The organism is Bacillus cereus group sp. BfR-BA-01330, assembly GCF_022663885.1.
GTDB lineage: Bacteria > Bacillota > Bacilli > Bacillales > Bacillaceae_G > Bacillus_A > Bacillus_A cereus.
In genome coordinates, this window is the sequence record NZ_JAKUGK010000003.1 from 531,248 (window position 1) to 545,121 (window position 13,874).

Here is a 13,874-nt window from a genome sequence, read left to right on the forward strand (position 1 = left end):
ACTGACGGCCTAGAAAACATTATTATTCTGAGTGCTCAGCTCGGTGCGCTAAACGGCTTGAAGCAGCGGCAGCGATTCCGCCAACGATATCATCAAGGAATGTATGCACCTTTCCAGTTGATTTATCATTTAAGTATTCTAAAATACCAGGTTTTAATTTATCAATATATCCAAAGTTCGTGAAACCGATAGAGCCGTACACGTTCACGATAGAAAGTGCGATAACTTCATCAATTCCGTATAAGCCTTCATCACGTTTTACAATATCTTGTAACGGTTCACTTAGCATTCCCTTTTCAGCAAGGACATCAAGCTCGATACCAGTAATCAGTGCGTTTTGTACTTCACGTTTTGATAGTACACGTTCTACATTGTAACGGCATTCTGACATCTCTAAATTTGGATGATATTTTTTTTGAAGAAAATGAACAAGTTCAGCAATATCGTCAATTGTTACACCACGTTCTTGTAATAGTTGTAATGCTCTTTCTTGTAGTTGATTTGATTCTTTCATGTTTATCACCTTTTTTTCTTTTTAGTATTTGTATACGTTTCGTTGCTTTATCATGTGCATAGGAATGAAAGGCGAGCACAAGCTCATATATATAAAGAAAAACCATAGGTGGCGACTGCGATGATTCAGCATATTTATGAGCATTATCACATGCATGTTAAAGAATTAATCCCCCTTGGCCCCTATAAAAGCTTTTGGATTCGCAACAAAATTTATGTACTTGTTCCAATTGGAGAAATGGAGGAAGAAGTACTTGTAGAGATGAAAAAGCTCAGTGACTATATGAACCAGCAAGGGGATATAACTGTAGCGACTTTCGTTCCAACTATACACGGCTACTATGTAAGTGAGATAGAAGAACAAAATTACTGCTTATTAAAAGGTATGCGAGCGTTAGAACGACATGCTACGTCATTAGGAAGTGAACTTTCTATATTCCATAAACGAGGTGCATTCTTTCCAGAAGAAATCGAGCAATTAAGCCGCATTGGTGAATGGAAAGCGTTATGGGAAAAGAGACTCGATCAGTTAGAAAAGTTTTGGCAATCACAAGTGATGAACCACCCTACAGACGTATTCGATCAATTGTTTATTGAATCCTTCCCGTATTACTTAGGAGTTGCAGAAAATGCCATTCAATATGTTGTTGATACAGAAATGGATGATACGCCGCAACTAACGGATGCAGCGACAATTTGCCAAGAACGATTCACACCTTTATTATGGCATCAAACGAAGCGTCTCAAACTCCCTTTTGATTGGGTGTATGATCACCCAACTCGAGATATAGCAGAATGGATTCGCTATATGATGATTGAAAAAAAGAAAGACTGGGATCAAACAATCGTTCAATTTGTTACAGATTATGAACGGAATTACTCGCTGTCCTCATTTGGTTGGCGTTTATTATTTGCAAGGCTCCTGTTCCCGCTTCACTATTTTGAAACGGTCGAACGATATTATCAAACTGGAAACGAAGAACAAAAAAGCATATATAGAGATCGCTTAGAAGCCATTTTACACGATGTAAACCGCTCAGAGCAATTTATGAAGTACTTTTATGGCTCACTTCGTTTACCAGTAGATAAGCTCGGGATTAGAAAATTAGATTGGTTATCTTAAAAATATAAAAAAGAGACCGAGTGAGGTCTCTTTTTTATATACCACAATTTTATGTAATACATTATGCCCCTACCTGTTGATCTGTACATATATTTAAAACGAATTGATGCCTTTCGAGCTTTTCATTTACTTTACCCAATAATTCTTGCTGGATTTCTTTAAATAAAAATTGATAGCTTGTATTCCATGTTGGTATAACGGATGAAAGGCCTAATAAATACTCTTTTTTCTTTTCTAGTTCTTGAATTGTTACAAAAGTGTTCCCCATTTTTGGCATCTGTCGTCCCCCTATGTTTTTTTACTGTATATGTGTGAACGATTCACTATATAGTATTAATTATCGCATTTTTTGAGAAGGATTTCCAATTTTGTTTTATGATGTTAACGGATAAATGTGATTTGAATAAAAAAGGAGACCAAATTTGGTCTCCTTTTAGAAGGCGATTCTGAACGAGCCGCTTCTGCTTTTAGATTAATATCTAGCTCCAGCGGCTAGAACAGTCGGCCATTTCGCGCCTTCCTGTGAGGCAAAAAGCGCCTCTTCGTCAGGAGCTCCAATGACCTCCTGTTCTGAACGAGCCGCTTCCGCTTTTAATTAAAATACTTGTTCTACTTCGATAACGCCTGGTACTTCTTCAAGTAACGCGCGCTCGATACCAGCTTTTAGTGTGATTGTAGAACTTGGGCAGCTTCCGCATGCACCCATAAGGCGTAGTTTTACGATACCTTCTTCAATGTCTACTAATTCAACGTCTCCGCCATCGCGAAGTAAGAATGGACGTAATTTATCTAATACTTCTAATACTTGTTCTTGCATATGTGGGTTTTCCATTTTTATCGACTCCTTTCATCAGTTTTATTATAATCAAGATAGAGGGGAAAATCTATTTTTTCTCTTCTTGTTTTATTGTCGAAATATTGTATCGTGTTTTTTCAGTATAGGGGTATGGAATAAGTTTGTAAAATGATGTGCTTATGTAATAAGACATCTGAATATACTGTTGGGACAAGAAGTGGGGGAGAAGAAATGGTTAATGTTCAAGTGTATGGGACGAAAGTAATTTGTGCGAGCTGCGTCGGAATGCCATCTTCAACAGAAACGTTTGAATGGTTACAAGCGGCAATTGGTCGTAAATATGAAGGACAAGAAAATAAATTTAATTTCGAGTATATTGATTTCCAAGAAGAACAAGAAGATGCGGATAAAAAAGCATTCGCTGAGCGCGTAGTGGAAGAAGATTTATTTTATCCGGTCGTTCTTGTAAATGGAGAAATTGTTGGAGAAGGAAATCCTCGTTTGAAGGATGTTTATGAAGAAATCGAGAAATATTTATAAAACAAGAAGTCTTTGCGAATTTGCAAAGGCTTTTTTATTGGAGGGATAGATATGAAAAATGGAGTGAAGCATGCGTTACCAACGGAAGTACAACAGTTAATGGAGCGGTACACAGTAGAATTAAAAGAAATTTTTTTGGATGAAAAAATAGTCGGGGTATATATTTACGGATCCATCGCACTAGGTGCATTTCATAAGGAAACGAGCGATGTTGATTTTGTTACAGTGATAAATGATTCCGTGAATGAAGCTGAAAAACAGCAGCTTGTGGAACTACATAAGAAACTTAGTGACAATACGCTAGGTAAAAGAATGGACGGTATGTATATTCCGCTTGCTGACTTAGGGAAATACAATGATGAAATGAACGAGTACGTGTATTGTGCAGATGGTAAAGCTAATGTTGGTCATTGGGACATTAATGCGGTCACATGGTGGACGTTGAAAAATCAAGGCATTACAGTTACAGGAAAAGAAGCAGAAGATCTTCCGCTGCAAATACAATGGAATGATGTAGTAAATACGATGAAATACAACGTAGAACAGTACTGGAGTGAAAAGGCGAAGAAGCCATATTTATTTTTTATAGAAGAGTGGGTAGAATCAGCTGTCGTTACGATGGGACGCATTTTATATACACTAGATTATAAAACAATCGTTTCAAAAGATAGAGGATTGCAATACTTGTCAGAACGTTCAGCGGAAGAATGGGAGCTCTTATTAAAAGAAGTAGCGAGAATACGGCACAATCCAAAAGAAAAGAGAATGCTCTCAAGGTGGAGAAGAGCAGATATGACGAAGAGGTACTTACTGCATTTAATTGAGACGTGTAGAGAGAAATGGTAGGGACGAAAATGGACAATACAGTGGGGGGTATTGTCTTTTTTTATGTTGAATTTGGTATATAATGGTTTAAAAGGTTTAATTATACTGGAGGGGATAGGATGAATATAGAATTAGCTACATATGAAAAAAAGAATGAACAAATGAGTATGCGCCAAGTAATTAGCATTCTATTAATTATTTTTGGGGTCATGCATGGAATTGGTTTTTTGAACCTTTTATATGATTCTTCCTTATATCCATGGTATGTAGATCATCTTATTCCACCTTTCACGTTTTGTATGATTATCGTAATGTATGCACCGGCAAGAAATTGCTGCTTACATTTAATAAAATCATTACAATTCAATAATTTTAAACACTATGTAACGATAGTAATGACAGCGATTGTAATTCTTATATATCTTGCAATATTAAATTTAGTTTTACCACATGGGATTGGTGTGGACGAGTCTAGTATAGTAATAAAGCCTACTAAAAGTGAAATCATTTTATATGTAGTTGTGCTCACCATTTTTGCACCGATTTGGGAAGAACTTTTATTTCGGGGGATGTTTTTTACGAAATTATCCCAGCGCTTTTCTGCACTTACTAGTGCCGTTATAAGTGCTTTCATATTTACTTTTGGCCATCCCCTTACAGTAGGTAGTATTTTATATATTTTTGGTATGGGTATATGTTTAGCATACACATATAAGAAAACGAAGAATTTACTCGTTCCAATTGGGATTCATTTATTAAATAATTCGTTTTATTTATTAGTAAATTTTCAACTATAAAAAGACGCCTTTTAAAAAGGAAGTCTTTTTTATTTTGTAGTAGATAGAAAAGTATTTACAAGTATTGTGTAGAGGAAAGATAATAGAAAAAAATATGCGCATGGGGGAAGATGATGAGTAAATATAAATTACATATAGATAAAGAACAACTATGGAAAGGCTGCGTTTTAAATTCGATTGCCCATGCAATTAATGTAGCGCATTGTCCAGATTTCTCACATGAAAGTTCATGGGATGGATTTAACTATAGTATGCAAGATAGCCAAGGCGGACAAGGGACAATTACGTTTCATCCGAATTACACGATTGTATGTCTTCAAGATGTGAATAGCGAGAGAATTGATGAGTGGATTGATGCGAAAAATTATTTTGAAGGGGCATCTTCGGAAGTAATAGATATTGCGAAAGAAGAAGCACTTCAATACGTATTAGAAGAAGTAGAAGGCGAAACAGTTCCTTTTATTACAACTGCATTTTGGATTGAGGATAGCGGTGCGTATTCAATTGATTCATTTGAAGAGATGGAAGAGCACGGCGGATTCTTATTAGAAATTCCATTACTTGATACAGAATCAGCAATAGAAAGACTGGAAGAAGAGTATGAACTGACAGCGGAACAAATAGAGCTTTTACAACTTGTGTATGAGAAAAAAATCCAAAGTCCAAATGAGGAAATTAAGTTGTCTAAAGAAGAAATAGCAATGATTGGAACGGAAGATAGCGAAGGATTGGAAGTTAGTAAGGAGTCATTTGAAGAAATGAATATTACTTGGGAGTTGTAGGGGGGATAACATGTTTCCGATTGGTGATCAGCCGAAGATTATAAAAGACTTAGCAAGTATAGCTGGTGATTTAGAAGAAGTAGCGATTGAGGGGAAAACAAAAAATATAGAACGACTAGCATCTTTAAAAGTTAAAAAGTTATGGATGTTCACAGTAAATCAAAAGCAGTTTGATCATATTCTTACGTATGTTTGTCCCGATATATTATACGTTTACGAAATGAGGGTCGAGGATTTAAGTAGCCTTCAGAAATTGTCTAATTTACAACAGTTGTATATGTGCTGGAATACAAAAGCGAAGACGTTATGGGACATTGATTATAATAAAAAACTCAAATCCTTACTAATTGATGATTTTTCTAAGTTAGAAGATTTAAGTGCTTTAAGTAAGTGCACACAACTTAATACCTTCTATATGGGTGGTGGAATAAATACAGCGATGAAAGTACAAACTTTAAAACCACTCGCTGAATTACAGCAGTTGCAAAAGCTTACTTTGATGAATTTAAAGGTTAAAGATGATTCATTAGAACCGTTAATGCAATTGAAAAATTTAAAGGAGTTAAGCTTATCTAATCAATTTAAAGTGGAAGAGTATGCAAAACTCTCTGTAGCATTGCCATATACGGTATGTGAGTCTTTTAAACCTTACGTATATATGAACGATGCAATAGATGGGAAAAATATAATGGTGACTGGGAGAAGAAGGCCAGTCCTTAATTCAAAAACGGATACTGTGAAGATGCAAAAGTATGAAGAACGATTTAAAAAGTTACAAGAGGAATATAAAGCACTAGTAGAAAGTACAATGTGAAATTACATTGTACTTTCTACTAGTTTTTTCATATACATATCAACTTCGTGAAAGAATATGGGCTCTTTTTCCTCGGTATTCAGATGCACGGTGCAATGTAAATATTGCTGTAAGTAGCGATTAGCTTGTTCGTACTGTTTTAATTTGTAGAAAGAAAAACAGGTAAGAAGTAGAAACGCTTTTTCTCGTAATATTGGAACGACAGCTAGTACAGGAGTAATGGAATGCATATTTGTTTCCACTAAATTTTCATAAGATACCCACGTTTGAAACCAGTCGAAAATAGTAGAAAGGTAATTCGGAATTTCGATAGTTTCATGTGAAACATTATGCAATAACTGGTTCTGTTTGATATGCATAGGCTCTATTCTCGTTTGTAGAATGCAATCGAATATTGAAATGTTTTCTTTTAATTGTAATTGGTTTGTAATAAGCTGCGGTAGACCGATAGGGTGGACTCCTATATTTATATAGAAGTCATCTTCAAACTGGCTTTTTTGTATGTTAATGAGCTTATAAAATCCGTTTTCAGCTTTGAAAAATGTATGTCTTTTTTTCTTAAAGCCGAGTGGTTTTAAAGTGGCGTGTAAATTTGTAATAAAATCTTGCTCCTTTTTAGAGTCAGGCTTATTCTTCGTCATATTCATAAGTAGTTAAGTTTTGTAAGAAACTTTCAAAGTTAGGTGCTAATTCAATAATTTCCTCAAACTCATTATCGATAAATATAACTGGAGGATTTTCAGCTACATTTCGATAGTCTAATGCAATCCATGTATGTCCATCACCAGATAAAAGTACGATATTCTCAGGCATTTCCCATTCTCGAATTAAATAGCGGCTCTCTAAAATACTAGATTCATTTTCATTAAAAGAAATACCATATAAACCAGATACATTAACGTGATCGTCTGCCCAAGAATTTGGCTTTGAAGTAGGGTGAACATCGAGACGAAGAGTTCCCCCATTTTGTTCTTTTAGAAGGGTTATATATGATTCTGGAAGCTTTACGTTCAGTACTTCTTCTGCTTTTTTGATTAGTTCATCGTTAATGGGTGCTAGTTTTAAATAGTCATCGTCTGCCCAAATTGTACTCTTCATATTCGGTCACCTCAAATAATAGTTTTAAGAATCTTATGTCATATATTATAGTTAGTTTAGATAACACGCAATAGAGGGAGGGACGGAGTATGGATGTGTATGAATACCTCGATCACGTAAATTCTAAAGAAGATTTATTAAAATTTCTTGTATACCTCCAAAAGGATTTTAAAGTGAATAAAGATGAATGGGAGAATGTAGAGGTAGAGACTTATTTAGAGGCATTAAATAGTTGGTTAGGTTCTTGTGAATCGGTTTATATAAATCAAGGAGAGAAGTTTCCAGAAAATATTTCATGGAAGTTTATTGCTCAAATGTTACTTGCGGCAGCTCATTATGAATAAAATTAGATTTTTAAAAGATAGAATGGAGAAGATATCATGATTAACCATAATAAAATTAAACAACTTTTAGCACATGTAGATCGTGCTGAGGATAATGAAATTGAGCTAGAGTATGAATCTGAACCTATGACGATAGCATTGTTTAATAGTGAAGAAATAGAAGAAGGGCAACTTGGTTATAGTTTTGATGAAGAAGGAGATTGGAAAGAAGGATGGATTGTAATAGGGATAGATTCATATCTTGGAGACCCGATTTTTGTAGATAGTAATGATGAGAATTGTCCAGTTTATACAGCTATGCACGGTGAGGGAGAATGGGAGCTGGAATGTATAGCGGAACGTATAGAAGATATTATTGAGAAAGTGAAGGGGAATGTGGGGGAAATAAAATAGTATTTCAATGTGATTAAGAGGGAGGAAATGTAGTATATATTCACTAAAAAGGATGTATAAAAATGATTTTGATGCATCCTTTTTAGTGAATATATAAAATAATTAACTTAGTGTATTAAAGGTATGATACACGATTATTTTAATATATTTAAAAGTAAAATGAAATAAGAAACGGATAATTGTCGGAATATATTCGATTTCCGTTCACTTTTATGAAATATGTGTACTTTTTGTTAGATTCCTTCATTTTGTCCATATACAATAAATGTATATAGAAATAAGAAAAGGATGATGTACGTGAAGGACACGGTTTTACAAGAAACGATTTCTCCACAAGAATTACATAAAGTTGTTCAAAAGAATACAGCTTATTATGACTTTAAGTGGGGTAAAGTAGAAAATCCAGCGCAAGGGAATACATGGAATTGGGTAGCCTTTTTCTTCCCAACTTTTTGGTTAGCTTATCGTAAAATGTATAAGTTATTTATTATATTTGCGTTATTGGCTATACCTAGTATAGTTATACCCCCTTTTATAGATATTCCAGATGGGATTTATGTAACATTTAGTTTAGCTCTTCAATTAGGAATGATGATATTTACTGGATGGCAAGGAAACCGTTTATATTATAAGCAGGCTGTTCGTGTTTTTCGTAAGGGAGAAGATGCGTCTGATCATGAGAAGGCGTATTTCTTACAATCAAAGGGCGGCGTGAGTATTGCTGGTATGATTGGTTTACAGATTATAGTCGGGATTGTGTATGGATTAGCTGCGTTCGGGCTGTCCTTTTTACCAACTGAGCCGAATATTAAAAACGTTGTTCGTTCAAGTGGCGAAGGGGTTACTTTAGAGATTATGACTGATAATCCAACTTGGAAGTTTGTGAAGAAAGAAAAAGATTATGACGTAGTAGAGTTTACTGGTTATGATTATACAGAGAAGAAAAACGTGAAAATTAAATTTGCTGTTTATTTCGATGAAGATTATTTCGAGTGGCAAGAGGTATATGAAAATAATAAGAAGTTAAGTGAAGAAGAAGTAGAAGAATATCAAATTTACATTGAAGAAAATAATTGGGGTTTCTAGAGGGAACTCGTTCATTTTGAAAAGAAGAATCTTGTGAAGGTTCTTCTTTTGTTTATTAGGGGGAGAGAAATGATTTCAGTATTAATAGAAGCTCTAATAGGATCGATTAGTTTAAGTACGGGTTTACACACGAAAAAGATTGATGCTAACATACGTTACTTGCAGCAGTATGAATGGTTTCGAATGATATATGAAGACGAAAAGTATCGAAAGTTATTTATTACGAACTACAAAGTTCGCTCATATTTACAAAGTAAGCTAAGAGTTCGATTGCTTGTAAAAAATAAAAATGCACAACGAAGATTTTTAAAATTAGTAGAAGAGCAAATAGAAAAACGGCATACAAATTGAAATTTTGTAAAATACAATAAAAAATGAGAATTTGAGGTAGGCTTGTCAATAACGTGAGACTATGGCACTATAAAGAAATGCTATACAAATTTTATTTATCGAGATGTAAACATCAATTTTGATTTTTACGTATAAATAATGAACGGAGGAAATGAATTTATGGCTACTTTACCAAATTGTCCAAAATGTAATTCAGAATATACGTATGAGGATGGCGTTCTTTTCGTATGTCCAGAATGTGCTCATGAGTGGGGCCAAGAAGCAGAAGCTGAAAATAATGATGGTGCAAAAGTTGTAAAAGATGCGAACGGAAACGTTCTGCAAGACGGCGATGCAGTTACTGTTATTAAAGATTTAAAAGTAAAAGGAACTTCTTCAGTTGTGAAGATCGGTACGAAAGTAAAGAGTATCCGTCTAGTTGATGGCGATCACGATATCGATTGCAAAATCGACGGTTTCGGAGCTATGAAGTTAAAATCACAGTTCGTTAAGAAGGCGTAAGTAAATAGAAGAGGAGGCGAATAGCCTCCTCTTTTTATTATGTCACTTTTTGTCGGTAAATCGATATTTCGTACAAAATCGTTGATATATTCTGAGTTATGATAGATATATTTGAAAAATCGTTGATATATTGCAAGTTATGATAGATATATTTGAAAAATCGTTGATATATTGCAAGTTATGATAGATATATTGAAAAAATCGTTAATATAATTTCATTCATCGTGAACTACGCACGATTCACCGTGCACCATAGTCAATTTCTTTCAACTGACATCGCTTATTAAAGAACGTTTTATATCCAAGCTGTAAAAAGATAATGACAGCAAAGGCAGTACTTCCTGAAATACCGAGTATGATAGCGATTTGATATTGAATGGCTGTGAATGGTGATACACCGGATAATATTTGACCAGTCATCATGCCTGGTAAGCTTATAATCCCCATTCCGACCATAGAATTAATTGTTGGTAAAATAGCAGAATCAAAAGCGTCTCGAATGAGCGGAGCAGCAGCTTCTTTCGGTGTTGCTCCGAGCATAAGTGCACCTTCAATTTGACCTCTTTGCGACTTCATATTGTTTAAGAACGTATTTGCGCCGAGAGAAACACCAGTCATGGCATTCCCAACTAACATTCCTGTAATAGGGACGATATATTGCGGAGCATACCAAGGGTCATGACCGATAATAACGAAGATAAATAGTAGAAGTGGCCCAATTGATCCGGCGACCATGGAAAGGGCGGCTACTCGTTTTAATTCTTTAGACATCGGGATGTTAACTCGTTTATAAATATTAAAAATTGCAAAGGTAGTAATAGAAGTAATGAGAGCAATTGTATAAAATGGATTACTGTTTTCAAATACGTATGTAAGGACATATGCAACAAGTACGAGCTGAATGGTCATACGGAATGTTGCGAGCGCGATTTGTTTTTCGCGAGGTATTCCTTTTAATTTTACAAGTCCAATTAAAATAAGAATAAAAATATAGGCAGCTGCAAGTTGCCAAATTTGGAGTTCAATAACGCCCTTCAACAGAGAGCACTTCCTTTCTAGTTGCACCGTTTGCTTTACTAATCTCAATAATGTCGTCTGCAATTTCTTCTGGAAGTTGTTGTGAGTGTGTGATGAAGATAATTGTTTTTTTCTTTTTTCGTGCTAGTTCAGTAAATTGTTTCATAACGCGGCGTTCTGTATCACTGTCTAATGCTGAAGTTGGTTCATCTAATAAATAGACAGGCGGATCCATAAGTACGATACGTGCAAAGGCAAGTCTTTGTTTTTCACCGCCGGATAATGAGGAGGCGCTATCTTCTAATTGCTTGTCTAAGCTAACGGTTTGTAGTGCGCTCCGCAGGGCATCATCATTTGGAAATGGTTTTTCAGAAAGACGAAGTCCCATTAATAGATTTTCTTTAACGGTTCCATCAAAAAGAGGTGGAGTTTGCCCAAGCATAACTACGTCACGACGTAATTGAATAGGCGGATAATCAGAAATTAACTTTCCGTTATATTCAATTGTGCCGGATGTTGGAGATTGTAAATCGTTTAACATGCGAAGCAATGTGCTTTTTCCGCTTCCGCTTTCACCGATAATGCAAGTGATCTTTTCTTTTTGAATCTGTAAATAAGGAATGTGTAGTATATCTTTATATATAACGTCTTTTAATATAAACATAAATCGCTCCTTTCTGATTCTAGTTATATCGTATCAAAAAAGAGGGGGAAATGGTTATAACGAACAACGTTTTTTCTGCGTCTTGAGTTTTATTAATAAGTTAAGTAAACGATCTAATTCTTGGCTGAAAGAAATCACTTTATCATGAGTGAATCCGTATCGTTCAACGAGATAGATTAACTCTTTCTTTTTCGCTTCTATTCGATTGTTTAGTTTCGATAAGTTCATAAGTGGAATGTAATGCCTCCTACAAAAGTATTTATAACATAAAAAATAAGACCGAATGAATTCGGTCTTCAAGGAAATAATAAAACAACTTACAAATAGCATACACTGTTTATCAATAGTTTTTAATATAAAAATGAAAAATAAATCATTATACATATTGAGAAAGATGTGTCTGATAATTTTTAAAAACTGATGCAAAGAAGCAGCCTACATAGTAGACAGCCTGTAAAGTATTAACCTTTATGATATTTGTACATCCAAAGAAGGCCGGATTTTAATAATCTTGGTACACGTCCCATTAACGGTTGATTTGCGAGTAAACCGAATCCATGCTTCTTACCAAGAGATCCTAGAACACCTTTTAATTTAATAACAGGTAGTTCATCAGGGAGTGGTTCATTATTCCAACGTTTTAATAATATTTGGACAATTTGTTCTCCTTGACCTTCAGCAAGTTGGGCAGATGGTGCATGTGGAAGTGCTGCGCAATCTCCTACAACGTAAACGTGCTCGTTGTTTGGAATATTGTGATATTTTGTTAAGACAACCCGTCCGCTACCATCTTGTTCAACTGGAAGGTTTCGAACAACTTCATTTGCTTGAATACCAGCTGTCCAGACAATTGCATCACATTCAAGTGGTTCATCGTGATTATACACAATATTTGGTTCCACTTTTGTAATGTTAGAGTTTCTTATAATATTAACTTTATGTTTTACGAACCATTCTTCTACGTATCTACTTAATTTCTCTGGATACGGGAATAAAATTCTATCTTTTCGATCAAATAAATAGATTTTTAAATCAGAACGGCTTTCGCGAAGTTCACTTGCAACTTCCACACCACTTAAGCCAGCACCAACGACAGCTACTGTTGCATTTGGTTCTAGACTATTTAATTGTTCATATGTTTTACGTGTTTGTTCAATTGATTGTAGACTATGTGTATATTCCTTCGCCCCAGGAACGTTATGATATTTATCTTCACAGCCAAGTCCGATAATTAAATCATCATATTGGATTGCTTCGCCGCCATCGAGATGAACCGCTTTTTCTTCGAGATCAATATTTGTTATTGTGCCGTATTGAATATTGAGGCGTGGGTGTTCAGGAAACGGTATACGAATATGCGTTTCTGAAATAGTACCCGCAACTAATGCATAATATTCAGTTTTGAAGCAATGATATGGTACTTTGTCGATTAATGTCACTTGTACATCATCTGGAAGTTGGTTGCTTGGAAGTAGCCTTTGTAGAATTCTCATTCCACCGTAGCCGCCACCTAGTATTACGAGGTGTTTCATGATGGATTACCCCTTTTCTGTTGAAATATCCCCTAATCATAAAATTTTATATTAATAAAATATTTTGACTTTACTCAATCAAATTATATCGAATTTGTGAACAAATAACAATGCATGAATGAATACTCTGTTGTACAATAAGAAGAAAAGTAAAGTAAACTGTTTTGCCTTTTTAGTTACTATTTCATTGCAAGTAGCATGTTATATAAAATAAAATCATCTACTTTGAAGTGAAATAGTGAAGTAACTAAATAGTTTAGGATGTATAACGAAAACAACAAGAGACAGCTTAGTTTTCTTCTTATAGATGAAGTCAGAAGGTAATTTGTTTTGTAGTACAGGGGGGAGAATTTTGATTAAACCATTAATTGAATTTTGTGTAGGTAACCTTGCAAGTGGTTCACAAGCAGCTCTAGAAAAGTTAGAAAAAGATCCAAATTTAGATGTAATGGAGTATGGTTGTTTAGGATATTGTGGTATTTGTTTTGAAGGACCGTTTGCACTTGTAAATGGTGAAGTTGTACAAGGTGCAACAGTAGAAGAGCTTGTTAATAATGTATATGAGTATTTGGATGAAAATCCAATGTTTTAAGGTGTTGCGAATGAGCAACGCCTTTTTCATTTTATTTTAGATAAAACGTTATTTTGGAGGGTAGTTTAATACTATAGATAAATAAAAAAAGGCCCTTTTTAGAAGG

General features: G+C 34.8%; 21 protein-coding genes. 12 read left to right on the forward strand and 9 right to left on the reverse strand.

Translation table 11 applies throughout. The features are described 5' to 3' along the window. Positions 1-22: 22 nt before the first annotated feature. A complete protein-coding gene (locus MR112_RS11755; protein WP_000665103.1) occupies positions 23-514 on the reverse strand; it encodes a phosphatidylglycerophosphatase A family protein in 492 nt (163 codons plus the stop codon). A 120-nt stretch (positions 515-634) separates the two neighbouring features. Between MR112_RS11755 and yutH the strand changes: the two genes are divergently transcribed. Continuing rightward, positions 635-1,636, forward strand: a complete 1,002-nt coding sequence (gene yutH / locus MR112_RS11760; RefSeq protein ID WP_078187102.1) for a spore coat putative kinase YutH — start codon at positions 635-637, stop codon at positions 1,634-1,636. Positions 1,637-1,697: 61 nt separating this feature from the next. Here the strand turns inward: yutH and MR112_RS11765 are convergent, their stop codons facing one another. Both MR112_RS11765 and MR112_RS11770 read right to left on the reverse strand, forming a co-directional pair. Continuing rightward, positions 1,698-1,913: a hypothetical protein gene (locus MR112_RS11765; RefSeq protein WP_001125507.1), complete on the reverse strand. Its 216-nt coding sequence runs from the start codon at positions 1,911-1,913 to the stop codon at positions 1,698-1,700. A gap of 318 nt (positions 1,914-2,231) precedes the next feature. Then, on the reverse strand, positions 2,232-2,468 hold the full coding sequence (locus MR112_RS11770) for a NifU family protein (RefSeq protein ID WP_000431159.1): 237 nt from the start codon (positions 2,466-2,468) through the stop codon (positions 2,232-2,234). Positions 2,469-2,663: 195 nt separating this feature from the next. Here MR112_RS11770 and MR112_RS11775 point away from each other — a divergent pair, with 195 nt between their 5' ends. The 5 genes from MR112_RS11775 (at position 2,664) to MR112_RS11795 (ending at position 6,190) form a co-directional block, all read left to right on the forward strand. Further along, positions 2,664-2,972: a YuzD family protein gene (locus MR112_RS11775; RefSeq protein ID WP_000248588.1), complete on the forward strand. Its 309-nt coding sequence runs from the start codon at positions 2,664-2,666 to the stop codon at positions 2,970-2,972. Positions 2,973-3,023: 51 nt separating this feature from the next. Then, positions 3,024-3,818 carry a nucleotidyltransferase domain-containing protein gene (locus MR112_RS11780; RefSeq protein ID WP_000788486.1) on the forward strand — a complete coding sequence of 265 codons (795 nt, stop codon included), beginning with the start codon at positions 3,024-3,026 and terminating at the stop codon, positions 3,816-3,818. A gap of 98 nt (positions 3,819-3,916) precedes the next feature. Further along, entirely contained in the window at positions 3,917-4,594 is a 678-nt protein-coding gene (locus MR112_RS11785; RefSeq protein ID WP_075720432.1) for a CPBP family intramembrane glutamic endopeptidase, read from the forward strand. A 113-nt stretch (positions 4,595-4,707) separates the two neighbouring features. Continuing rightward, a complete protein-coding gene (locus MR112_RS11790) occupies positions 4,708-5,376 on the forward strand; it encodes a hypothetical protein (RefSeq protein ID WP_075719750.1) in 669 nt (222 codons plus the stop codon). A gap of 10 nt (positions 5,377-5,386) precedes the next feature. Further along, positions 5,387-6,190, forward strand: coding sequence for a leucine-rich repeat domain-containing protein (locus MR112_RS11795; protein WP_226368800.1), 804 nt, complete (start codon positions 5,387-5,389; stop codon positions 6,188-6,190). A gap of 2 nt (positions 6,191-6,192) precedes the next feature. Here MR112_RS11795 and MR112_RS11800 read toward each other — a convergent pair whose 3' ends face one another. After that, positions 6,193-6,831 (reverse strand): DUF4304 domain-containing protein, encoded by a 639-nt coding sequence (locus MR112_RS11800; protein WP_242244972.1) that lies wholly within the window; start codon positions 6,829-6,831, stop codon positions 6,193-6,195. Then, positions 6,818-7,288, reverse strand: coding sequence for an SMI1/KNR4 family protein (locus tag MR112_RS11805; protein ID WP_002025033.1), 471 nt, complete (start codon positions 7,286-7,288; stop codon positions 6,818-6,820). Before MR112_RS11805 ends, MR112_RS11800 begins: the two co-directional genes overlap by 14 nt. An 89-nt stretch (positions 7,289-7,377) precedes the next feature. Between MR112_RS11805 and MR112_RS11810 the strand changes: the two genes are divergently transcribed. From MR112_RS11810 to phnA, 5 genes are all read left to right on the forward strand, one after another. After that, positions 7,378-7,632: a DUF7660 family protein gene (locus tag MR112_RS11810; RefSeq protein WP_000383680.1), complete on the forward strand. Its 255-nt coding sequence runs from the start codon at positions 7,378-7,380 to the stop codon at positions 7,630-7,632. 36 nt (positions 7,633-7,668) lie between these two features. Further along, on the forward strand, positions 7,669-8,025 hold the full coding sequence (locus tag MR112_RS11815; protein ID WP_242244973.1) for a hypothetical protein: 357 nt from the start codon (positions 7,669-7,671) through the stop codon (positions 8,023-8,025). Positions 8,026-8,313: 288 nt separating this feature from the next. Further along, positions 8,314-9,111: a DUF2628 domain-containing protein gene (locus MR112_RS11820; protein ID WP_002026505.1), complete on the forward strand. Its 798-nt coding sequence runs from the start codon at positions 8,314-8,316 to the stop codon at positions 9,109-9,111. A gap of 69 nt (positions 9,112-9,180) precedes the next feature. Beyond that, positions 9,181-9,462 carry a hypothetical protein gene (locus MR112_RS11825; RefSeq protein ID WP_000626489.1) on the forward strand — a complete coding sequence of 94 codons (282 nt, stop codon included), beginning with the start codon at positions 9,181-9,183 and terminating at the stop codon, positions 9,460-9,462. A 159-nt stretch (positions 9,463-9,621) separates the two neighbouring features. After that, positions 9,622-9,963, forward strand: a complete 342-nt coding sequence (gene phnA, locus MR112_RS11830) for an alkylphosphonate utilization operon protein PhnA (protein ID WP_000212737.1) — start codon at positions 9,622-9,624, stop codon at positions 9,961-9,963. Positions 9,964-10,203: 240 nt separating this feature from the next. Here phnA and MR112_RS11835 read toward each other — a convergent pair whose 3' ends face one another. From MR112_RS11835 to MR112_RS11850, 4 genes are all read right to left on the reverse strand, one after another. After that, positions 10,204-11,001, reverse strand: a complete 798-nt coding sequence (locus tag MR112_RS11835) for an ABC transporter permease (protein ID WP_000679254.1) — start codon at positions 10,999-11,001, stop codon at positions 10,204-10,206. Beyond that, positions 10,985-11,644 carry an ABC transporter ATP-binding protein gene (locus MR112_RS11840; protein WP_000470263.1) on the reverse strand — a complete coding sequence of 220 codons (660 nt, stop codon included), beginning with the start codon at positions 11,642-11,644 and terminating at the stop codon, positions 10,985-10,987. Before MR112_RS11840 ends, MR112_RS11835 begins: the two co-directional genes overlap by 17 nt. Positions 11,645-11,698: 54 nt before the next feature. Then, a complete protein-coding gene (locus tag MR112_RS11845; protein ID WP_001054090.1) occupies positions 11,699-11,872 on the reverse strand; it encodes an aspartyl-phosphate phosphatase Spo0E family protein in 174 nt (57 codons plus the stop codon). A gap of 233 nt (positions 11,873-12,105) precedes the next feature. After that, entirely contained in the window at positions 12,106-13,176 is a 1,071-nt protein-coding gene (locus MR112_RS11850; RefSeq protein WP_000682065.1) for an NAD(P)/FAD-dependent oxidoreductase, read from the reverse strand. A gap of 352 nt (positions 13,177-13,528) precedes the next feature. Here MR112_RS11850 and MR112_RS11855 point away from each other — a divergent pair, with 352 nt between their 5' ends. Beyond that, positions 13,529-13,768, forward strand: a complete 240-nt coding sequence (locus MR112_RS11855; RefSeq protein WP_000595026.1) for a YuzB family protein — start codon at positions 13,529-13,531, stop codon at positions 13,766-13,768. The last annotated feature ends 106 nt before the right edge of the window (positions 13,769-13,874 follow it).

Coding starts and splice junctions, on each gene's coding strand:
- MR112_RS11820 (WP_002026505.1), top strand. CDS start 8,314: ATGATGTACGTGAAGGACACGGTTTTACAAGAAACGATTTCTCCACAA.
- MR112_RS11825 (WP_000626489.1), top strand. CDS start 9,181: ATGATTTCAGTATTAATAGAAGCTCTAATAGGATCGATTAGTTTAAGT.
- MR112_RS11805 (WP_002025033.1), bottom strand. CDS start 7,288: ATGAAGAGTACAATTTGGGCAGACGATGACTATTTAAAACTAGCACCC.
- MR112_RS11780 (WP_000788486.1), top strand. CDS start 3,024: ATGAAAAATGGAGTGAAGCATGCGTTACCAACGGAAGTACAACAGTTA.
- MR112_RS11845 (WP_001054090.1), bottom strand. CDS start 11,872: ATGAACTTATCGAAACTAAACAATCGAATAGAAGCGAAAAAGAAAGAG.
- MR112_RS11795 (WP_226368800.1), top strand. CDS start 5,387: ATGTTTCCGATTGGTGATCAGCCGAAGATTATAAAAGACTTAGCAAGT.
- MR112_RS11850 (WP_000682065.1), bottom strand. CDS start 13,176: ATGAAACACCTCGTAATACTAGGTGGCGGCTACGGTGGAATGAGAATT.
- MR112_RS11770 (WP_000431159.1), bottom strand. CDS start 2,468: ATGGAAAACCCACATATGCAAGAACAAGTATTAGAAGTATTAGATAAA.
- MR112_RS11785 (WP_075720432.1), top strand. CDS start 3,917: ATGAATATAGAATTAGCTACATATGAAAAAAAGAATGAACAAATGAGT.
- MR112_RS11800 (WP_242244972.1), bottom strand. CDS start 6,831: ATGACGAAGAATAAGCCTGACTCTAAAAAGGAGCAAGATTTTATTACA.
- MR112_RS11755 (WP_000665103.1), bottom strand. CDS start 514: ATGAAAGAATCAAATCAACTACAAGAAAGAGCATTACAACTATTACAA.
- MR112_RS11775 (WP_000248588.1), top strand. CDS start 2,664: ATGGTTAATGTTCAAGTGTATGGGACGAAAGTAATTTGTGCGAGCTGC.
- MR112_RS11840 (WP_000470263.1), bottom strand. CDS start 11,644: ATGTTTATATTAAAAGACGTTATATATAAAGATATACTACACATTCCT.
- MR112_RS11815 (WP_242244973.1), top strand. CDS start 7,669: ATGATTAACCATAATAAAATTAAACAACTTTTAGCACATGTAGATCGT.
- MR112_RS11790 (WP_075719750.1), top strand. CDS start 4,708: ATGAGTAAATATAAATTACATATAGATAAAGAACAACTATGGAAAGGC.
- yutH (WP_078187102.1), top strand. CDS start 635: ATGATTCAGCATATTTATGAGCATTATCACATGCATGTTAAAGAATTA.
- MR112_RS11810 (WP_000383680.1), top strand. CDS start 7,378: ATGGATGTGTATGAATACCTCGATCACGTAAATTCTAAAGAAGATTTA.
- MR112_RS11765 (WP_001125507.1), bottom strand. CDS start 1,913: ATGCCAAAAATGGGGAACACTTTTGTAACAATTCAAGAACTAGAAAAG.
- phnA (WP_000212737.1), top strand. CDS start 9,622: ATGGCTACTTTACCAAATTGTCCAAAATGTAATTCAGAATATACGTAT.